General features: G+C 66.6%; 19 protein-coding genes and 1 tRNA gene. 13 read left to right on the forward strand and 7 right to left on the reverse strand.

Annotated elements, in window-relative coordinates; translation table 11 throughout:
- Positions 1-729: 729 nt before the first annotated feature.
- A complete protein-coding gene (istB, locus tag NWF34_RS24495) occupies positions 730-1590 on the reverse strand; it encodes an IS21-like element helper ATPase IstB (RefSeq protein WP_024498619.1) in 861 nt (286 codons plus the stop codon).
- Positions 1587-2933, reverse strand: coding sequence for a DDE-type integrase/transposase/recombinase (locus tag NWF34_RS24500; RefSeq protein WP_191834414.1), 1347 nt, complete (start codon positions 2931-2933; stop codon positions 1587-1589). The genes istB and NWF34_RS24500 overlap by 4 nt, the downstream gene beginning before the upstream one ends.
- A 981-nt stretch (positions 2934-3914) precedes the next feature.
- Between NWF34_RS24500 and NWF34_RS24505 the strand changes: the two genes are divergently transcribed.
- Positions 3915-4526 (forward strand): hypothetical protein, encoded by a 612-nt coding sequence (locus tag NWF34_RS24505; RefSeq protein ID WP_191834985.1) that lies wholly within the window; start codon positions 3915-3917, stop codon positions 4524-4526.
- Positions 4527-5066: 540 nt separating this feature from the next.
- Here NWF34_RS24505 and mscL read toward each other — a convergent pair.
- Entirely contained in the window at positions 5067-5921 is an 855-nt protein-coding gene (gene mscL / locus NWF34_RS24510) for a large conductance mechanosensitive channel protein MscL (RefSeq protein WP_258326346.1), read from the reverse strand.
- Between the two features lie 156 nt (positions 5922-6077).
- Positions 6078-6749 (reverse strand): SAF domain-containing protein, encoded by a 672-nt coding sequence (locus tag NWF34_RS24515; RefSeq protein WP_375295707.1) that lies wholly within the window; start codon positions 6747-6749, stop codon positions 6078-6080.
- Between the two features lie 227 nt (positions 6750-6976).
- Here NWF34_RS24515 and nhaA point away from each other — a divergent pair, with 227 nt between their 5' ends.
- Together nhaA and NWF34_RS24525 are read left to right on the forward strand one after the other, a co-directional pair.
- Positions 6977-8203 (forward strand): Na+/H+ antiporter NhaA, encoded by a 1227-nt coding sequence (gene nhaA / locus NWF34_RS24520; RefSeq protein ID WP_258326347.1) that lies wholly within the window; start codon positions 6977-6979, stop codon positions 8201-8203.
- A 111-nt stretch (positions 8204-8314) separates the two neighbouring features.
- Positions 8315-8641, forward strand: a complete 327-nt coding sequence (locus NWF34_RS24525) for an FmdB family zinc ribbon protein (RefSeq protein WP_081474318.1) — start codon at positions 8315-8317, stop codon at positions 8639-8641.
- An 84-nt stretch (positions 8642-8725) separates the two neighbouring features.
- On the opposite strand, the gene NWF34_RS24530 is transcribed toward NWF34_RS24525, so the two are convergent.
- Positions 8726-9304 carry a 5-formyltetrahydrofolate cyclo-ligase gene (locus NWF34_RS24530; RefSeq protein WP_258326348.1) on the reverse strand — a complete coding sequence of 193 codons (579 nt, stop codon included), beginning with the start codon at positions 9302-9304 and terminating at the stop codon, positions 8726-8728.
- A 133-nt stretch (positions 9305-9437) separates the two neighbouring features.
- Between NWF34_RS24530 and NWF34_RS24535 the strand changes: the two genes are divergently transcribed.
- The 5 genes from NWF34_RS24535 (at position 9438) to glpR (ending at position 14514) form a co-directional block, all read left to right on the forward strand.
- Positions 9438-10379, forward strand: a complete 942-nt coding sequence (locus NWF34_RS24535) for a UTP--glucose-1-phosphate uridylyltransferase (protein ID WP_258326349.1) — start codon at positions 9438-9440, stop codon at positions 10377-10379.
- A 94-nt stretch (positions 10380-10473) separates the two neighbouring features.
- Positions 10474-11778, forward strand: coding sequence for a gephyrin-like molybdotransferase Glp (glp, locus tag NWF34_RS24540; RefSeq protein WP_024500013.1), 1305 nt, complete (start codon positions 10474-10476; stop codon positions 11776-11778).
- Between the two features lie 75 nt (positions 11779-11853).
- Entirely contained in the window at positions 11854-12510 is a 657-nt protein-coding gene (locus NWF34_RS24545; protein WP_258326350.1) for a GNAT family N-acetyltransferase, read from the forward strand.
- A 13-nt stretch (positions 12511-12523) separates the two neighbouring features.
- A complete protein-coding gene (locus NWF34_RS24550) occupies positions 12524-13171 on the forward strand; it encodes an SIMPL domain-containing protein (protein ID WP_258326351.1) in 648 nt (215 codons plus the stop codon).
- Positions 13172-13356: 185 nt separating this feature from the next.
- On the forward strand, positions 13357-14514 hold the full coding sequence (gene glpR / locus NWF34_RS24555; protein ID WP_258326352.1) for a gephyrin-like molybdotransferase receptor GlpR: 1158 nt from the start codon (positions 13357-13359) through the stop codon (positions 14512-14514).
- Positions 14515-14518: 4 nt separating this feature from the next.
- On the opposite strand, the gene NWF34_RS24560 is transcribed toward glpR, so the two are convergent.
- Complete coding sequence (locus NWF34_RS24560) at positions 14519-15268, reverse strand: hypothetical protein (protein WP_258326353.1); 750 nt, start codon at positions 15266-15268, stop codon at positions 14519-14521.
- Positions 15269-15358: 90 nt separating this feature from the next.
- Here NWF34_RS24560 and NWF34_RS24565 point away from each other — a divergent pair.
- The 3 genes from NWF34_RS24565 (at position 15359) to NWF34_RS24575 (ending at position 16729) form a co-directional block, all read left to right on the forward strand.
- A tRNA-Ala gene (locus NWF34_RS24565) sits at positions 15359-15431 on the forward strand.
- 266 nt (positions 15432-15697) lie between these two features.
- On the forward strand, positions 15698-16123 hold the full coding sequence (locus tag NWF34_RS24570) for a DUF5994 family protein (RefSeq protein WP_024500018.1): 426 nt from the start codon (positions 15698-15700) through the stop codon (positions 16121-16123).
- Positions 16124-16291: 168 nt separating this feature from the next.
- Positions 16292-16729: a hypothetical protein gene (locus NWF34_RS24575; protein ID WP_258326354.1), complete on the forward strand. Its 438-nt coding sequence runs from the start codon at positions 16292-16294 to the stop codon at positions 16727-16729.
- 48 nt (positions 16730-16777) lie between these two features.
- On the opposite strand, the gene NWF34_RS24580 is transcribed toward NWF34_RS24575, so the two are convergent.
- The gene (locus NWF34_RS24580; protein WP_258326355.1) at positions 16778-17617 is read right to left on the reverse strand and encodes a mycofactocin-coupled SDR family oxidoreductase; all 840 of its coding nucleotides are present in this window, start codon (positions 17615-17617) and stop codon (positions 16778-16780) included.
- A gap of 224 nt (positions 17618-17841) precedes the next feature.
- Between NWF34_RS24580 and NWF34_RS24585 the strand changes: the two genes are divergently transcribed.
- Positions 17842-18789, forward strand: coding sequence for a triacylglycerol lipase (locus tag NWF34_RS24585; protein ID WP_258326356.1), 948 nt, complete (start codon positions 17842-17844; stop codon positions 18787-18789).
- A gap of 56 nt (positions 18790-18845) precedes the next feature.
- Positions 18846-20135 (forward strand): family 1 glycosylhydrolase, encoded by a 1290-nt coding sequence (locus tag NWF34_RS24590; RefSeq protein ID WP_258326358.1) that lies wholly within the window; start codon positions 18846-18848, stop codon positions 20133-20135.
- The last annotated feature ends 166 nt before the right edge of the window (positions 20136-20301 follow it).

The following is a 20301-nucleotide window of genomic DNA, read 5'->3' on the forward strand; positions in this document are numbered from 1 at the left end:
GCACCGCGGGGCGGTAATCCTTACTGGATTCCCGCCCCGCGGCGTTGTCTGGCGTGTGGGAGTGTCGAGGGTAGGTGGGCTTGGGGGTGTGAACCGCCCCTTGGTTGGCTGGAGGCTTGTTTAGTTGGCTGCAGCGACTGCCGGGACCGGGTTCACGGTAGCTGGGGACCGTGAGAGTCGACCAGTAGCGGCTTCGTACTCGAAGGGTGGGACGTGTCCGACCTCGCTGACACCGCCTCTCGGCCGCATCACCGGGTTGCGAATACACTAGCCTTGAACAGCGAGTCGAACCCCTCAGAAGACCGGGCACGGAGCCCGTACACCCTTCGAACAGCACCCGGTCGGGTGCTGTACGAGCGCACGTGAACGGGAACTTTGTACCGGCCGTCGCGTTGTCGTACGAATCACCCTTGGAGCCAACAGAAGTCACCGTCTCAGCGTCGCTGAGGCGTTCGGAATACAGCGAATCGCTCGATACTGCAGGATACGGTCGGAGTGGTGAATCAGCTCGGCCACCACACCCTGACCGGCCTGCGAACGCGCCCCACAACCCCATGTCCAAGGCGTCGAGGGCGAGGCTGGTGCGCATCGTGGTCGGCGGCCGCGGTGCCTCGACTCCCTTGCTGCGGGAGGTCTCTCGCGTCTTGGACCGCGCCATCCCTTGCAGTGACGGGGCTCAAGAAACTTCCCCAGGTGTGCTCACTGAAATTCCCCACCCGTGGGCGGCTCCTACTGTAGCGTCCGTCGGGTTGGTGCGGTGGCGGTGCGCTGGTTTTGGGTGCGGGCGTGGTGGTCGCGTAGCCGGTAGGAATCGCCGTCGAGTTTGAGCACGACGGAGCGGTGTAGCAGTCGGTCGAGCATGGCGGCGGCGACGGTGGTGTCGCCGAGGACTTCACCCCATTCGGCGACTGACCGGTTGGTGGTGATCACGATGCTTGTCTTCAAATATCGTTGTGCCACAACTTGAAACAGCGCTGACGCGGCTTCGGCCGGTAGCGGCAGGTATCCGAGTTCGTCGATCACCAGCAGGGTGGGACCGGCGAAGAATCGCATGCAGGTGGCCCAGCGGCCCTCGATGGCGGCTTTGTGGCAGCGGGCGGCCAGATCCGCGGCGGTGGTCACATACGTGCGGTAGCCGGCGTGCACCGCGGCATGCGCCAGCCCGACGGCGAGGTGGGTTTTGCCGGTGCCGGGCGGTCCGATGAGCAGCACGTTGGTGGCCGATTCGAGGTAGGCGCAAGTGCCCAGTTCGCGGATCAATGCTCGGTCGACTCCGGGGGCGGCGTCGTAGTCAAACCCGTCCAGGGTGGCGGGGGTGGGCAGGCAGGCGAACCGCAGCCGCCCGGCCAGGCGGCGGGCCTCGGTGGCATCGACCTCGATGCCGAGGAGGTGCTCGAGGGTGTAGGTCATCGTCCACTCCTGCTCGGCGGCGGTCTGCAGCACCTGCGGTAGGGCTTGCGCGGCGGAGTCGAGTTTGAGTGCGGCGAGATGCCCACGTAGCTGCTGATACACCGAGACCGCCGATTGTGACTGCGGTGCATCACTGTTCGGATTGGAGGTGGTGGTGGTTTCGTCGGTCTTGTTGGTCATGGGAGTTGGGTCCTGTTCTGTGCGGCGCGTTCGTACACGCTCAGATCGATCACCGACGCCTCGGTCGGTGTGGCGGGGTGGGCGGTTGCGCGGCGCAGCGCTTCTGCAGCTTGTCGGGCGGTCTGGCCGGGTGGGATGCGTTCCTTGCGGCGATGCGGTCGGCGACTCGATGAGGCGCCGGCCTGGGCCAGGGTGTCCAAGGCGACGACATGGCCGTGGTCACGCACTTGGGCTCCCGAGCCGGCAGTGGCCAGGCGGTGGCGGGCGATCACGATGCCCGAGTCGGTGGCGATGTCGATATGCCCGTCACCGAGACGCTCACTGACGTGCACGTCGCTCATCGCCAACTCCGGGGGCACCGAGTACTGGTTGCCCTTCCATGCCGCCAGCGCCTGGCGAGACACTTTCCGCACCTCGGTGACCGTCGTCGGGTACGGAGCTGCTGGCGGGGCGCTCAGGGGTTCGCGTTTGGCGATGGTGGCCACGTTCGAGCGCCCATCTTTGGTTCGGCGCACCCGAACATCCGAGCGGGTCCGGCAGAACGTGTCGCAACTGGTCTGGGCTTGCTCGACGGTCAGCTCGTCAGGAAGTGTGCGCCACCAGCGTTGCGCGGCAATGTGATTGGACTTCTCCACCACACCCTTGCGGTTCCCGCGCCGGGGTGGGCACACGGCCACCGAGACGCCGTAATGCTTGGCGACGCCGGCGAACTCGGCGGTCAACGCGCCGGTTGCCGGGTGACACACCGTGGCCATCCGGTCGAACCGCCACGACTTGGTGACCCCACCCAAGCGGCGGGTGATGCGGTCGATACCGGCGATCACCTGCGGGCGGGTCATATCCGGTGCCAGATAGCCACGCCACCGCCCCGAATGCGACAGTGACCCGACCAGCAGGAATGCGGTCGAACCCCAACCCCACTGCGCTGGAGGATTCGGCAACTCCACCCAATCCCATTGTGTCTCTTCACCCGGCGGGTGTTCGATGATCGCATTCGCCCGTTCGGTGACCTGCGCGCAGTCCGCACACTTCGGTCGCAGACCGCGAGTCCGGATCTGGCGGGTCAGGGTCTGATACGACTGGGTGTAGCCGAGGTCCTCGAGTTCATCGCACAACGTGCGTGACCACAGATGCGGGTCCTCGTCGAGTCGGGCCCGGACATAGTCGAGGTAGGGGTCGAACGGATCAACCGCCGGCCTCTTGCGCTGGCCCGGGGTGCGCTCACCGTTGAGGTAGGCCCGGATCGTCTTTCTATCGTGGCCGGTGTGGCGGGCGATCGCCGAGATCGTCCACCCCCGGTTGTGCAGTGCATGTACTTCCACATCGTTCTCCCGTGTCAACATGAAAGCGGGCCTCCCGAGGTTGCTGGTGAGTGGTCAGAGACCATCAGCATCACGGGAGGCCCGCCTACTCTGGCGGAGCCACACGGGTGGGGAATTCAGATGAGCATCACTGGGGAATTTCGATGAGCGCCGTCAGCAGCCCATCGGCTTTCGTTGGTCGGCATGCGCGGCGATCTGGGCGACCGTATCTCGCAGGGCTGCACGGATCCTCGGTGTGGTTGCAGGGTTTCTGAATCCCTCAGTGGTGCAACGTCGAACCGCCCCCCACGTCCAGGGACGCGAGGGGCGGTTGCGAAATCGGTGAGCTCAGACTCAGTCCGTCTCGGATTCCTTAGAGCCGGAAGACAGCGCGGTGAGGATCTCGCTGATGTTGAATTCGATTCCAGTTGCCATGTCGATCTCCTTGTTTCTGTGTGGTGCCTCGATGGGTTTCGCGGTGTCCCTGCGGAATCCGCGACGTCGGCGGCTGGTCTAGTTGGGTTCAGGCTCGCTCGAGCCGGCCTTCAGCTCGTCGATGATCTGTTGCAGTGTCACGCCAGCGATTTCGGCCATTCGTTACTCCTTATGATGGGTGGTTCTGAAAATCGAGTAGGACGAGGTCGTGGCCGCGTGATTGACCGCGCATGGCACGGTCGTGACGTGCGCAATCATACAAATCGGTTGCGGTCTCGACCTCGGCAGGTGCTGTTACTTGGCGTCGTCTGTGGAACCGAAGCCGGCGAGGACTTCCTCGATCTGAAAGTCGATGTATTCGATGCCGATTGCGTCAGCCATGGGATCTCCTAAAAGGTCTTTGTCGAGCTTGATGTTCCGGCTCCGAGGACCGCAACGGGGCAGACATTACCGCACCCATTCACGGCTGTCCTGGTCAGAGAAACTTGAACTCCTGGTGAATTATCTAGAAGTCACGCCTTGGACCTCGCGGCACAGCTAGGGGCCACTCGCCGACGAGGTCACCGGTGTGCTGATATTGAGGGCGTGATGCACCGCCTGAATGCAAGTGGCTTGACTGTCCGGCCGCTGCTGGCATCCGACCGGGATGCTGCCTTGGATCTTCTGCAGAACGGGTTGCGTGAGGTTCCGATTTACCGCTGGCTGCTGGGCGACGGCGCCTCCGACGGTGCTTTTCGTTGGTACGGCGAGATCTTGTTCGTCGAATACCTGAGCGGGCTGCAGGGGGTCTTCAACGAGACGGACCTAATCGCTCTGATTGCTGTCGCCAGAGATGCAAGCGAACCTGGCCGCGCTGACGATGATCTGAAAGCACGTACGCGGCACTACATTCAGACGATTAACGGGTTCGCGCAACGATTCGCCGAACTGAAGACAAAGACTTCGGAAGCTGCGGTGCCGGGGGGTGATCTCCGTGTGATCTTCGCTCTGGTTCACCCTTCCTATCGGAGGAACGGAACGTTGTCGGCACTCGTGGAACCCATCGTCGAGGAGGGGCGGAGGGCTGGGCTCACGCTCACCGCAAGCAGCAGCGAACCTGAATTGAGGGAACTGTATGCCCGTAAGTGGAATGCGCGGGTCTGCGGTGAGTTTGCGCTGACCGACGGTCCGACGGTGTGGTGCCAACGACTAGATCTTTGATGTGCGCGACCGCAGGTGCGGTCGGGTCCTCCCGCCGTCGCATGCTGCCTGGTGTGCGGAGTAGTAATCGCGGGAAGTAGCCGAGCCTCGGCGTCGACGGTGAGGATACCGCCGCTGGGAGAGTGGCCGAGGGTGCATAAGTACACAAATCGCTCCGTAGCCTGGGCTACGGAGCGATTGTGAAGTAGATCCCCGACCTACTCGGAAAGGCTCTCCGAACCCGACTCGACCGAACCCGTCACCAGTTCGACGATTGCTGCGGTGATCGCACCTTCGATGATGTCTGCCATGTCATCTCCTTCGTCGACGTTTAACTATCCTGCGGGCGGAACCTGCCATTCAGGCGTCCGATATCCGCGAGAATGACATTACGACAATCGGAGATCAGAGAGCGACTTTCGTGCGAACGCAGACCTAATACGACCCGAACTCTCCAGTGAGATCATTCCGATGTCGTCTGCCTTCCGGTACTTGCTGCCGGTGCCCGCCGACGACTTCGGCCCCCGCCTGGTGGGCGAGGGCCGAAAAAGGGCGAAACTCTCAGCGCGAGTGGCGTCCCGGCGCGTCCGGACCGTCACCGGGGAACTGTTCACCCGGAAACTGCTCGCCCGGGTACTGCTCACCTGGGTACTGCTCGCCCGGGTACGGCTGCTCACCGGGGTACTGGGAGCCGGGGGGCGGGTAGTTGCCGGGCGGCGGGTAGTTGCCGGGCGGTGGGTAGGTGCCCGGAGCCGGCTGCGGCGTCGGATAGGGCTGGCCTCCCGGGCCGGCGGGCTGACCCTGCGGCGAGTTGAACAGCGGCGACGACTGCGGTCCCGACTGAGACGGTCCGTGCTGGAACGGCTGACCCGACGACGGGGGAGTCGAAATCCGTTGCGTGGTACCGGCGCCGGACGGCGACTCGTACGGTGCGAGGGGGCCCGACTGGGGCGCGTAGGCATCACCGGCAGGCGCGGACGGTTCGGCCAGATGCGGCGGCAGATCGCTCTCCGCCTCGGCCTTGGCCCTCGACGTTCCCTCCGGATCGAGCAGGTCGCGGATCTCGGTGAGCAGAGCTACCTCGGTGACCTCGGACTTCTTGCCGAAGCCGCCCAGTTCCGCGAGCCTGTTGTAGGGCAGGATGATGATGAAGTACACCACCGCCGCGATGATCAGGAAGTTGATGATGGCGGTGATCACGCTGCCGAGGTCGACGAATGTCGAGGCGTTGTCGGTGATCTGGAAGCCGAGTCCCTGTGCGGCGTCGGTACCGATCGGGATCGAGTTGATGATCGGCTGGACGATGCCGTCGGTGAACGCGGTCACGATGGCGGTGAAGGCCGCACCGACGATGACTGCGGTAGCCAGCTCGACGACGTTGCCCTTGAGTATGAAGTCCTTGAATCCCTTGAGCACGGTGTGCGGCCTCTCCTTGGTTATCCCGCTCTTGTTTCCGGCGATTCGGTGTCGGTCGGTGCAAATCCGACATTTGCTGTGCGAACTCGTACTACCCTATCCACGATCGTGAACCGGACGATCCATTTGCCTTGAATCGTCCGGAGTGTCGCGGGTTCAGTGCAGGACGACCGCGAGCGAAGACTCCAGACCCGCGGCGGCGACGCGATGGGCAGCTGCGGCATCCATAGCCAGGAGCACCGGTGCGACCGAGTTCCGGCCGGAGGTGATCCCGCCTGAGGAGGACTGACCGGTGTGCATCGCCACGACGGCGCGTCGTGCGAGGACATCGGCCGAATCGGTCAGGACGTCAACCACATCCCCGGGTCGGAGTAACGAGGTGACCGCCTCGTCGGACAACCGGACCGGTACGAGACGGGCGTCGTCGACCCCGGTCAGCTCGGCCGGCAGACGCGAGGACAACAGCCGGGTGTCGGTGAGTATCTCCCCGGTCCGTACGCGACCGGTGACGGTTCGGCCGGTCGCGAGTGCGGCATCGGAGATCGCCCCGGCGGGGACCGTGCTCCCCATGACGAGCCGAGGGGTGAGATCACCGGCGTCGACCATCTGGCCGGGTACCAGATCGTGTGCCGCGACGAGCACCTCGAACTCCCCGTCGGCGCGGGCCCCGACCACTGCGACGACGGCGGCCGCGACGATCAGCGCTACCGCGACCAGTCGTCGGACCGCGAGACTGCGCGTCCATCCGGGACGCACTGCGTGAGCAAGCCGGTCGCCCAGGCGTGGGCCGAGCCGCTCGCGCGGCAACGACATCCGAGTCAGTGGCATGGCTGGACGATAGGCGTCGACCACCCGGGAAACGGTGCCGCGGACTCGTTGTGGACAGTCGTGGAGTCCGGCGTCGTGCTGTGCACAAGCGACCGCCGGGTCGGGCCTCCGCTAGGGTGACGTCGGAAACAAACCATGGTGTGCCGGGAAGTCTGGTCGGCCGTCGCCCGGTGAAGGGTGGCGTGAAGAGGGCACGTGTACGTGTGCCCCGCGGACAGAGGAGTTCCATGACACGCGACCGACTGCGGCAGTGGGCCGCTCTCGACACCACCAGCGGCGTGCTGTTGCTCATCACGGCGGCCATCGCAGTCGTATGGGCCAATTCGCCGTGGCGGGAGAGCTACACGTCGCTGCTGCACACCGAGATCGGTCCCGAAGCCCTGCATCTGCATCTCTCGCTGGCGCACTGGGCGTCCGACGGACTGCTGGCGATCTTCTTCTTCGTGGTCGGTGTGGAGCTCAAACACGAGTTCGTCGCCGGCAGCCTCCGCGACCTGAAGCTCGCCGGGGTGCCGATCGCGGCCGCCGTGGGCGGGATGGTCACGCCCGCGCTCTGTTACGTGGTCGTCGTCGCGGCGGGGGACCCCGAGGGACTTCGGGGATGGGCCATCCCGACGGCCACCGACATCGCCTTCGCGCTCGCCGTCCTCGCGATCTTCGGTCGCGGCCTCCCACTGCCGTTGCGGACGTTCCTGCTCACGCTGGCCGTCGTCGACGACCTGCTCGGCATCGTCGTGATCGCGACCTTCTACACCGACGAGATCGACTTCGTCATGCTCGGCGGCGCGATCGCGGTGGTCGCGGTGTTCGCCGTGCTGGTGCGCCGGTCGTGGCAGCTCTGGCCGCTCCTCATCCCGGTCGGCCTCGTCGCCTGGGGCCTCATGCACGCGTCCGGCGTGCACGCCACCGTCGCGGGTGTGCTGCTCGGCTTCGCCGTGCCCGCGGTCGCCATCCACGGCGAGAAGATCCCGCGTACCGAACGGCTCGACGAGGCGGTCCGTCCCTACTCCGCGGCGATCGCGCTCCCGGTCTTCGCCTTCGCCGCCGCCGGCGTGACGGTGATCGGCGGTGAGGGCTCGATCGTGCAGCCCGTGTCGATCGGCATCGTGCTCGGACTCGTGGCCGGCAAACTCGTCGGCGTCCTCGGATCGACGTGGCTGATGACGAGGTTCACGCCGCTACGGCTGCCCGACGCCATCGGAATCCGGGACCTGCTGCCGATCGGCATGCTCACCGGCGTCGGCTTCACCGTGGCGCTTCTCATCGCCGAACTCAGCTTCGAGGGCGGTTCCGACGACCACGCCGCGGCTGCCAAGGCGGCCATCCTGGCCGGTTCGCTCATCTCCGCGGTGCTCGCCGCGGTCCTGTTGCGCTGGGATGCCCGCCAGGCGCGCGACGCCGACATGAACCGCGACAACATCCCCGACGTCAACCGCGATGTGATCGGCGGATAGACGTCGGGAGGGGTCGCCGGGCGGGCTGGGTGGACCCGCGTTAGCACTCGGAATGTGGGAGTGCCAAAATCGGTTACACTTGTCAGCGTTTACTGACTTTCGGAGGTTCAGGTGCCCACCTACTCGTATGCCTGCACGGAGTGCGACAACAAGTTCGACATCGTCCAGTCGTTCTCCGACGATTCGTTGACCGAATGCCCGCAGTGCACAGGTCGCCTGCGCAAGCTGTTCAACTCGGTCGGCATCGTGTTCAAGGGGAGCGGCTTCTACCGCACCGACTCGCGGTCGGGTTCGTCCTCCTCGGACGCCGCGTCTTCCTCGTCGTCGGACAGTTCGTCGTCGAGCAGTTCCACGTCCGGCAGTTCCTCGACCTCGTCGGATTCGTCGAGCTCGAGCAGCGCCACCAAGAGCGACAGCAAGGCCGCCACGCCCGCCTGACACGCGGGGCGCACAACTTCAGACCAGAACCTGGGCAGGAGCTCACCCGTCACGCGACGGACGCACCGCCCGGGTTCTGTCGTCTCAGCCGAGTTCCTGGAACCCGCCGCCGGGGGTCAGCGCCCAGCCCACGGCCACATCGTGGTCGCCGGCCGGCAGGGAGTCGACGAGCTCCTCGTCGTAGACCACCGCGACGAGTTCTGCGGACAGCCCCACGAGCGTGCGGTCGTAGTATCCGGCACCTCGGCCGAGGCGGACGCCGGTCTTGTCGACGGACAGGGCGGGGATCAGGATCACCGACGCCGCGCGGATCGCGGCGACACCGAGGCGGTCGTTGGTGGGTTCGAGTAGGCCCCATCTCCCCGGCGACAACGATCCCGGACCGGTGTATCGCGCCCAGTCGAGCGGTGCCGGATCGCCGGCGGGAACCACCGGGAGCAGCACCGTGACGCCGCGATCGAGCAGTGCGTCGAGCATCGCCGTCGATCCCGGCTCGTCGCCGACCGGCACATACGCGGCCACCGTGACGTCGTACTCGAGCCGGAACGGGCAGGTGTGTATCCACTCGGCGAGGTCTGCCGCAGCCCGCTCGCGCGCGGCCTTCGGTATGGCCGACCGGCGTTTCGCGGCTTCCTCGCGCCGTTGGTCCTTCAGGGTTCGCACGACGCGTCCGTCCTTCATCCCGTGGTGGCTCGCCGACGACCGAACTGTATCCGACCACGGTCTCGATCCGGGTGAGGTCCGGGTCACTGCCGTCCGTCCGGCCGGCCGGGGACACCTGTCCTAGGGTGGATTCATGACTGCGTCCAAAGAAGGCTTCAGTGAGTACGAGGCGGTACCCAACACTCCGCCGATCCCGCGTACCGCGGTGGTCCCGGCTGCCGGGCTGGGGACGCGGTTCCTTCCCGCCACCAAGACGGTGCCCAAGGAGTTGCTGCCGGTGGTCGACACCCCGGGCATCGAGCTGGTCGCCGAGGAGGCCAAGTCCGCCGGCGCCGAACGGCTCCTGATCATCACCTCCCCGGGCAAGGACGGGGTGGTCGCCCACTTCGTCAAGGACCTCGTGCTGGAGAACACCCTCGCCAAGCGCGGCAAGGAGGCCATGCTCGCCAAGGTCCGCAAGGCCCCGAACCTCCTCGAGGTCGCCTCGGTGATCCAGGAGAAGCCTCTGGGTCTCGGTCATGCGGTCGGTTGCGTCGAGAACCTCCTCGACGACGACGAGGACGCCATCGCGGTCCTGTTGCCGGACGACCTCGTCCTGCCCGGTGGAGTGCTGGAGGTCATGGCACGTACCCGTCAGCGCCGGGGTGGTTCGGTACTGTGCGCGATCGAGGTTCCCGAGGACCGCATCAGCGCATACGGCGTCTTCGACGTCGAGCCGCTGCCGGATGCGAACAATCCCAATGTGATGAAGCTCAAGGGCATGGTCGAGAAGCCCGAGCCGCAGGACGCACCGTCGAACCTCGCGGCCGCTGGACGCTACATCCTCGACCGCAAGATCTTCGACGCGCTGCGCCGGATCAAGCCGGGTGCCGGTGGTGAACTCCAGCTCACCGACGCGATCGCGCTGCTCATCGAAGAGGGCGAACCGGTGCACGTCGTCGTGCACCGCGGCACCCGCCACGACCTGGGCAACCCGGGTGGCTACCTCAAGGCAGCGGTCGACTTCGCGCTCGACCGTGACGATTACGGGCCTGATCTGCGTGAGTGGCTGGAGAAGCGACTGGCCGAGAGCTGATCGCCAGCGACCTCCGCGCGCCTCGACCGTTCCGGCGCGCCCGCCCGATACCGTTTCCCTGTGTTGTATCGAGCAGTGCGGGAAGAGCGGTGAGATGCGGTCCGTCGAAGATCATCTGACGCTCGTGACCGCCGCCGCGGTGGCACCGCGGCCGGTGCGCGTCGCGATCTCCGAGGCGCAGGGTCTGATGTGCGCGGAGGAAGTGGTCACCGAGCATCCGATGCCGGGTTTCGACCAGGCCGCCATCGACGGTTACGCGGTGCGTGCGGTCGATGTGGCGCTCGCCGGTGTCGTCGCGCCGGAGGATCTCGAGGATTTCGATGCGAACGGCGCCGAACTCGTCGACCTCGAGGCAGGCGAACCGATGATCGTCTCGCTGCCCGTGGTCGGGGAGGTGGGTCCGGGGTCGCGGACCCCCACTCGGCTGCAGCCGCGACAGGCCGTCCGGGTCGAGACCGGTGCGCCGATGCCGACTCTCGCGGACGCGGTCGTGCCGCTGCGCTGGACCGACGGCGGCGACCAGAAGGTGAAGATCGGGCACGGCGTCGAGAGCGGCAACTATGTCCGAAGGGTCGGGGACGACGTCCAGCCCGGTGACGTCGCGGTCCGTGCCGGCGCGATCATCGGTCCCGCCCAGGTGGGTCTGCTGGCTGCGGTGGGGCAGTCGCGCGTGATGGTCCACCCGCGCCCGCGGCTGTCGGTGATCTCGGTCGGCAGTGAGCTCGTCGACATCGATCGCACTCCCGGCCCGGGGCAGATCTACGACGTCAACAGCTATGCGCTCGCCGCTGCGGCGCGCGACGCCGGCGCCGACGTCAATCGGGTCGGCATCGCCGAGCGCGACGCCTCCCGCATGCGAGAGGTGGTCGAGGCGCAGCTCATCCGCTCCGAGATCGTGGTGATCTGCGGCGCGGTCGGCGGTAGTGCGTCGAAGGCCATCGCCGACGCCCTCGCCGATCTCGGTGAGCTCGAGATCGTCCGGGTGGCCATGCATCCGGGATCGGTGCAGGGCTTCGGCCGGCTCGGTCGCGACGAGGTGCCGACCTTCCTGCTACCGGCGAATCCGGTGAGCGCGCTGGTGACCTTCGAGGTGATGGTGCGGCCGCTGATCCGTATCGCGCTGGGCAAGCGGCAGCCGATGCGCCGGGTCATCAAGGCCCGCACCATCGGACCGATCGCGTCGGTGCGCGGCCGCAAAGGGTACCTCCGCGGACAGCTCATGCGGGACGAGCGGACCGGGGACTACCTGGTTCAGGTGCTCGGCGCGTCGCCGACCGGCTCGTCGCATCTGCTGGCCGAACTCGCCGAGGCGAACTGCCTCATCATGGTCGACCCCGACGTCGAAGAGATGAGCACCGGCGACGAGGTCGAGGTCGCCTTCCTCGCCCAGCGCGGCTGACCGCGGAGCGCGACTCTCCGCGAGACGCAGGTCTCATGCGGGGGGAGCCTGTGATTGCGCCTAAACTGTCATCTCGTGTTCAGGTGGTTGAGTGGCGGTGAGGGGAGTCCGGGCTGGCCGGCGTCCCTGGGACCGCTGCGCACCAGGGGCGGAACGGTCACGCTGCGCCCGGTGAAGATGCGGGACGGCAAGACCTGGAGCGAACTGCGCATCCGTAATCAGAATTCGTTGTTGCCCTGGGAGCCGACCGGCGTCGGAAGCTGGGCCGACCGGCATCAGCCCGCTTCGTGGCCGCCGTTGTTCGCGGTGCTGAAATCCGAGGCCAAGCGCGGCACGATCCTGCCGTTCGTGATCGAACTCGACGGCCAATACGTGGGGCAGCTGACCGTCGGCAACATTCAGCGCGGAGCCGTGCGCAGCGCGTGGATCGGCTACTGGGTCGACGACACGCACTCCGGGAAGGGCATCGCGACGGCAGCTGTCGCTCTGGGCGTGGATCACTGCTTCGGTCCGGTCGGCCTGCACCGGCTCGACGCGACCGTGCAGCCGGCCAACGACGCCTCGCAGAAGGTGTTGAAGAACATCGGTTTTCGGCAGGAGGGCCTGCTGGTCCGGTACATGGACGTCAACAAGCGCTGGCGCGACCACATGTTGTTCGCGTTGACGGCCGAGGAGGTCGTCGGCTCCGCGGCCGAGGCGCTGGTCCGTTCGGGCCGGGCGTCCTTCCAGTAGAAAGGCACGCGTCGTGAGCGAGCTGGAAATCGTGGTTCGCGGCAACGCACGCGGCCGCTACGCCCCAGAACGTGGCGTCATCGACATCGCCGTCCATCTCGAAGGCCCGGTGAAGTCTGCGGTGTACGAGTCTGCGGTGACGCTGCATTCCAGGATCACCGACGCCCTCGGCGAACTCGAAGCGGCCGGCGCGGTCAACCGGTGGACCGCCGAATCGGTACGGGTGTACTCGTACCGGCCCTACACCAACGAGGGCGAGTCACGGGAACCGATGTACCACACCCGTATTCGCCTCGATGCCGAGTTCGGCGACTTCGAGAAGCTGTCAGAGTTCATCGACACCTGGTCGGGCGAGGAGGGGGTGACGATCGACGGCGTCCGTTGGGACGTGCACGAGGCCAGCCGTCGCGCACACGAACGTGAACTGCGCCGCGAGGCGGTCGAGGACGCAATTGCCAAGGCGCAGGCCTACTCCGACGCCGTGGGCCGCGGACCGGTGACACCGACACTCCTGTCCGACCCCGACATGGTCGACCACGTCCCGTCGCCGCGTGCGCGATTGATGGGTGCCGCCGTCGCAGGTTCGGCGCCGAGTCTGGAACTGCGGGCCGACGACATCGAGATCGACGTCGCGGTCGACGCGCGGTTCCGTGCTGAGTGATGCTGCGCGGTTTCGCGCTGAGTGATGCTGCGCCGCATGGGGCGACCGCACGTCGGTTGCTGAGATTGACGTGTGAATCCGCGTCGACATGACCGCGCTACGGCGCGTCGGCGTGGAACTGGGACTTTCGGGCCCTAGATTGTGGAGTGGCCTCGTGTGACCAGAGTGAATGAAGGGAGAGTCGCATGCCCAACTCCGTATTGTGGGTTTGTCTCGTCGCGGTCTGGCTCTTCGTGCTGGTCCCCATGGTGATCAAGGGTCGTCCCCAGATCCTCAAGTCCACTGAGGCCGCGAAGAAGACGCGACTGCTCCACCGTGGTGGAGCGCGAGCGACGGCACCGTCGACCGCGCGACGCCGCTCGTCGGCTCGCCATCCGCACGACCCGTCCTGGAAGTCGACGCGTAAGACGGCCGCGACCGCCACCGCCGTTGTCGACGAGACCGAGGACGACATCCAGACCGAGGATGACACCCAGGCCGAGGATGCCGTCGACACGACGAAGGTCCAGCGCGTCGGGGACGTCGAGGTCGAGAAGCCGACGGTCGAGGCCACCGATGACGCCGACGACGATCTGACCGACGCCGCCGACGACGTCGAGGCCGACGACACAGACGACGAAGCCGAGTACGAGGATTCCGAAGAGGCCGAGTACGAGGACGATTCGGAGGACGCCGAGTACGAGTACGACGACGAGTCCGACTACGAAGAGAGCGCTGAGTACGAGGACACCGAGTACGACGCCGCCGAGTACGAGGACGCGGCCGACGATCTCGACGAGGACGAATACGACGACTACGCCCGTGCGTCCCGGCACACCGAGGACGAGCCGGAATCGGTCGTCGACGAGCTGGAGGACGAGCGTCCGGCTGCGCACACCGCACAGTCCGGGCGGGGTCGCCGCAGCGTCTACTCCTCGGAGAAGGAACGCGAGCTGAAGTATCGCGAGCGCCAGCGGGTCACGCTCGGCCTGTTCGCGCTGCTAGTCCTGGCAGTGGTGTCCGGATTCCTCATCGGAACGACCGGTTGGGTCGCCACCGGTGTGATCGGGCTGATGCTGGTCGGCTACCTCGCATACCTGCGCCGGGCCGTGAAGGTGGAGCAACAGATCCGGGCCCAGCGGCTCGCCCGTGCCAAGCGTGCGCAGCGCGCTGAGGAGGAGCGTCGTCGACGCGCCGCCGCGGTGCCCGAGTTCGCCGCCGCACCGCCGCCCCCGCGCCTGCGACGTCCCGGTGGCGCAGTGGTTCTCGAGATCGACGACGAGGACCCCGTCTTCGATCACCTGCCCCCGTTCCAGCGTCGCCGCATGGACCGCGAGGACGTGGAGTACCGCCGGGTCGGCTGACCTTTCAGCTGCCTTTGGTCAGCGACGCCCTGCCGTGCGACTCCAGCCAGGCCCGGCCGCGTCTGGCGGCCGTCGAGAGGGCGAACCGCTCACCGACATAGGTCGCCGGTGCGCCGATCACCGGGATGTACCCGAGCATCCGGAACAGCACCAGCGGCTGGGGACGCTTCTCGAACTCGTCGTCGACCGCTCGGAGCAGCTTCGCGGCGTCCCAGATACCGCGGAACAGCGACTTCTTGCGCTCGTCCGGGTCGGTGGGGAGTGCGGCTCCGGATTCCGGGTTGACTTCAGGTGCGGAGATGTCCCGTCCGCACAGCACCGACGCCAGGAGCGCGACCTGGCGACCGCGCTCGGTGACCCCGTACTCGCGGGCGATCGCGACGAGCACCATCGCCTGGTTGGCGAACCCCAGGTAAGGCGTGACCGGCAGGCGCTTCGCCCAGACGCCGAAGACGCCGGGGAAGGCGACCGCACCGGTGTTGAGCGTGCCGATGCGGGTCACCCACCAGCTCGCGCGCTTGTGCATCGACCGGTCGCCCCAGCCCTTGGTGCCGGGCCAGTCGGCGACGTCGAGGAGCTTCGCCGCGGCGTGCCGGGCCTGCTGGAGGCGGGAATCCGGGTGGTCGTCGTCGTGGAAGGTGTGTTCCTTGAGGTCGAGCGGGTCCCGTTCGGCGAGCACGTCGAGGACCGGGTTGATCACCCCCACGACATTGCTGAGAACACCGGCCAACTGCTGATCAGACATCTGAGGCACCGACCCAGCCTAGCCATGGATCCAGGCGTTTGGGATCCCGCGCGGTGGGGCTGCTAAAGTGGGTCCCGGCTGGTCGCAATGCGACCCTCCGGGGCTATGGCGCAGTTGGTAGCGCGACTCGTTCGCATCGAGTAGGTCAGGGGTTCGATTCCCCTTAGCTCCACAGAGTCCGAGGGCTCCGGCGCACGCCGGGGCCCTCGCTGTCGTTTCGGCGCCGTCGTTTGGGCGCCGTCGATCCGATGTCCGCGCCGGTCGACGGCTCGGAGCACGGCCGGGGTAATGTCGAAGACATCCGGATCGAACATCCGACAGGCCGCTGTCGGCGTCTCCGGTGTCAGACAGACCGTTTTCCGTCTGGTGAACATGTCAGGTGGGAAATGTGAGTCCTCAGTCCCGTTGCTTCATCGCTCCGGTCGTGGCGGTGCGTCGATGAGCGCCCCGCCGCTCCTCGGTCCGCCTCGAGTCCGGTTCGGCGTCGATCCGTCAGTGGCGATCGGCGGCGCCTGGTACCCGTACACGGTCCAGCTCGCCGACGAGTTGCCCGGCGTCCTCGCCGCCGCGCGACCACAGATCGGCGAGGTGACCGGTATCGACGTCAACTGGCAGAGCTTCCGCCGATACCCCGGCCTGGATTCGCCCGACTCGCCCGCGACGCCGCCGTTGATGACTTTGACCGCGAAGGGGATCGAGGTGACCCTGCTGGTCATCCCACCGCGAACCGTGTCGTCCCTGGCAGCGATCCTGCTGCGTCAGGCGAGCAACACCGTGTCCCCGGACAGTCAGCTGCATTCGCTGGAATACCGTCGTGCGGAGCGGATTCTGGAGCTCGCTCGCCGGTCGCTGTCCACGTCCTGATCCCTGAGGTTCGAACTCGGGCACATCCGAACGCGACCTATCGTCGTCGTTCATCGCGTGGAGGGCGCTTTCCGGTCTCCGCAACCCGAGATGCAGCGGTCCGCCGTGGCAGGGGAGTGCTGCGGTTTCGGCCGCCGTCCGAGCCCGGGTCGCTGTAGGTTTCCGCCTATGACCGCCGCGATGCTCACCTTCGCCGGGACGCTGCTGGTCGCGATGATCGGAGCGGTCATCGCGCGACTCGACGCCAACGACCGGCACCAGAAGCTGTCCCAGAAGGTCGACATCCTGGCCAAGCTGTCGCCCGAGACGCCGGCACACACGCGGATGAGCGGAATCGTCCTCGCCGCCATCGACGATCTCGCCGAGCACGAGCATCGGCGTCGCAGTGCGGTCTTTCAGCGTCGGACTCTCACGATGGCGTTCCTCGCCTGGCTCGTCGTGGTCGGATTCCGAATCGTGGCCGAGCAATTCGACCTCGGTCACTACGAGAGCGTCATGCACTACGTCGCGGTGACACTGTTGGTGACCGGCTTCGTTCTCGTCCTCGCGTCGGCCGTCGCGACCGTGCGCGACTTCCGCCATCGCGACGAGGAAAACACGCCGTGACCTCTTCTGGACGCATGACGCCTCGGCGACCGTGACCGGAGATGCGCGTCAGCCGGTGACGCGCGCGGCGTTTCCGGCGTCGACCGGGATCACCGCACCGCTGATGTGAGCATTGTCCGGCTCGGTCAGGAACAGCACGACCCGGGTGATCTCCGCGGCCTCCAGCCAGGGGACCGGTTGTGCATGGAGAGTTTCGAAGACGGGTGCGACGTCGTCGATCGTGGGGGATTGCAGGTCGGGGCGCATCATCGAGTACAGCGCCTCGTTGTGGATCATCGGCGTCGAGATGTTTCCGGGCGCAATGGCGTTGACGGTGATGCCGTGACCGGCGAGGTCGAGGGCCGCGCTCTTGGTGAAACCGATGACACCCCATTTGGATGCCGCATACCCCGCCATGTTGGTGTTACCGGCCCGGCCGAGCATCGACGAGATGGTGACGATCCGTCCGTAGTTGCGTTCGATCATCCCGCCCGCCACCGCGCCGACCGTGTTGAAGACGCCGGTCAGATTGGAGGAGATGACCTCCGCCCACTGGCCGGAGGTCATCGACTGCACGGGTGCCGCGACCGACACGCCCGCGTTGGCGACCGCGATGTCGATGCGGCCGAACTCCGAATGCGCCTGTGCGACCAGCGCATCCATCGCGGCTCGGTCGGCGGTGTCGGCCCGGACGGAGATGCATCTGCGGCCGGTGGCGGCGACCAGACGCGCGGTCTCGGCGAGATCGGCCTCGGTGGCCAGCGGATAGCCGACCGCGGGGCTGTCCTCGCAGCGGTCGCAGAGGACGACGTCGGCCCCACGTTCGGCGAAGGCGACCGCGTGGCTGCGGCCCTGGCCGCGGGCCGCGCCGGTGATCAGTGCGACCTGGCCGTCGTATGTGCTCGTCATGTCTGCGTGATCCTCATCTGGTCCTAGGCGCATGACCGTATGGCTTCCCGTAGACCTCTCATCGTGCCACGGTGTGGACGTCCTCACCCGGCCATTGGGCGCGGAGGCGGTGATCTTCGAGATCGGCGCGTTCCGGCCAGTCGGTTCCCGTTGATCGGGAGTCCGGCAACGGGTCTGGGTAAACGCCCGACCAGGTGGGCAGGGGTTTGTTAGTTTCTACAGCGATGAGATCCTCGAAGCTGCTGTTGGGGCTGGTCGTGGCGGCGCTGGCCGGGGTGTTGGTCGCCACCGCCGCGCCCGCGCGAGCAGACACATTGCCGGTCACGTACAACTTCCTCTCCGGAATCCCCGGTGAACTCACCGACCCGGGCGGTTCGCTGCCCGGTGCTAACGACTGGAACTGCAAGCCGTCGGCACGGCACCCCAACCCGGTCATCCTCGTGCACGGGACGGGCGGATCGCAGCAGACCAACTGGGGAACCTATGTCCCGCTGCTGAAGAACGAGGGATACTGCGTCTTCACGCCCACCTATGGCGCGATCAAGGGTGCCCCGTGGCCGATCAGTGCGATCGGCGGGATGGGCCTGATGTCCGAGAGTGCACGCGAACTGGGCGGCTTCGTCGCCAAGGTGCGTCGCGCCACCGGAGCGTCGAAGGTCGACATCGTCGGACATTCCCAGGGGACCGTGGTACCGGCGTACTACGCCAAATATCTCGGTGGCGAAGACCACATCGACAAGTACGTCTCGCTGGCACCCGTCTGGCGGGGGACGACCGTCGCCGGCGCCGATGCCATCGGCCCGTTCGTACGCGGTCTCGGTGTTCGGCCCGAGCAGGTTCCCCTGTGCCAGGCGTGTTTCGACCTCGACCCCGGTGCCGCGTTCCTGCGCAGGATCGCCGAGGGCGGCTACTACCTGCCGGGCATCGAGTACACCAACATCGCCACGCGCAACGACGAACTGGTGGTGCCGTACTGGTACGGGCTTCCGCCGGGCGGATCGAATGTCCACAACATCGTTGTGCAGGAAGGCTGTTCGGTCGACTACACCGAGCACGCAGGTATGGCGGGGTCGCGGCGAACGGCGTACTTCGTGCTGAACGCGCTCGATCCCGAGCACCCTCGACGCGTGCCGTGCGAACGGGTCGCACCGTTCACGGGTAGCCCGTTCTGACCGTCGTGCACGAACCCTTCCGTCCCGGCGCTCGGCGTCGACCGCGGGTGTCCGCCGTGCTCGTGATCGCGCTTGCCGCAGTGCTGTTGCTGCCCGTCGGTTTCTCCTCGCCGGCGCGAGCCGCGGTTCCGCCGCTCGGTCCGGACTTCGACTTCGGCGTCGCCCAATCCGGCTTCCAGTCCGAGGGATACAACCGGGACTCGAACTGGCTGCGGTACGGAAAGCAGGGCAAGGTCGAGGATCCGGTCGGCAACGCCGTCGACTTCTACCATCGTCACGCCGAGGACATCGACCGGGCGGCGTCGCTCGGTGTCGGGATCTACCGCACGTCGGTCGAGTGGTCGCGGGTGGAACCGACACGTGGACACGATGATCCGGCGGGCTGGGCGTTCTATGACAGAGTGATCCGCAAAGTCGTCGACGCCGGCATGCGACCGATGATCACGCTCAACCACTGGGTGCATCCTGGCTGGGCGGTGGATCTCGGCGGGTGGAATCGCCCCGGAATGACCGACGACATGGTGGCGTTCGCCTCCCGGGTCGTCGACCGGTATGCCTGGGCCGACCCGCTGTGGATCACGTTCAACGAACCGACCGAGTACGTTCGGCGCGAACTCCAGTACGGCGGGGTCTCGCCGCAGAACCTGGGCCGGATGGCCGATGGGATCGTCGCGGCGCATCGGGCCGTCTACCGGCACATCCATCGGGTCCAGCCAGGCGCGGAGGTGTCGTCGAACTTCGCCTACTATCCGATCGCCGGACTCCAGCCGTGGCTGGAATCGATCTTCCCGCAACGGATGCGCGACACCCTGGACTTCGTCGGCGTCGACCACTACTACTCGTTCTCGGTCACCGATGCGTCGGTGGCCTACGGCGCACTCGGCGAGTTCTGGAAGAGTTCACAGGCGCCCGAGAGCATCTATTACGTGCTCCGTCACGTGGCGCGGCAGTTCCCGGGCAAGCCGATCCGGGTGATCGAGAACGGGCTGGCCACCGATCCGGCCGGCCGACGCCCCGACGGTTATCGACGTTCGGACCACCTACGTGACACGGTGTTCTGGCTGCAGCGGGCCAAGCAGGACGGCATCGCCGTGAAGTCCTACAACTACTGGAGTCTCACCGACAACTACGAGTGGGGCGATTTCGACTCGCGCTTCGGTCTGTACACCGTCGACGTCCGACGAGACCCGTCGCTGACACGGCGTCCCACCGACGGCGTCGCCGCTTACCGGGAGATCACGCGGTCCGGGGGAGTGCCTGCCGATTACCGGCCGACGCGGATGCCGGTGCCGTGCTCACTGGTCGACGTTCCGGACAGCTGCGCCGACCCGGCTGTCGTCCGCTGAACCTTCCGCAGATCCACCCCTTTTCCGCAAACCCACCACGCCGACCGGAATTTCTCAACCTGTCTGAGACAGGGGCTGGTTGGTTGTTCTTCTGTGGTTGATCCCGACGGTGGTCGGGATTTCCGGGGCCCGGGGTGGGCGCCGGAAGCGTTGCGGGTGGGCCAGG

The sequence above is a fragment of the Gordonia sp. GONU genome, assembly GCF_024733855.1.
Taxonomy (GTDB): Bacteria; Actinomycetota; Actinomycetes; order Mycobacteriales; family Mycobacteriaceae; genus Gordonia; species Gordonia amicalis.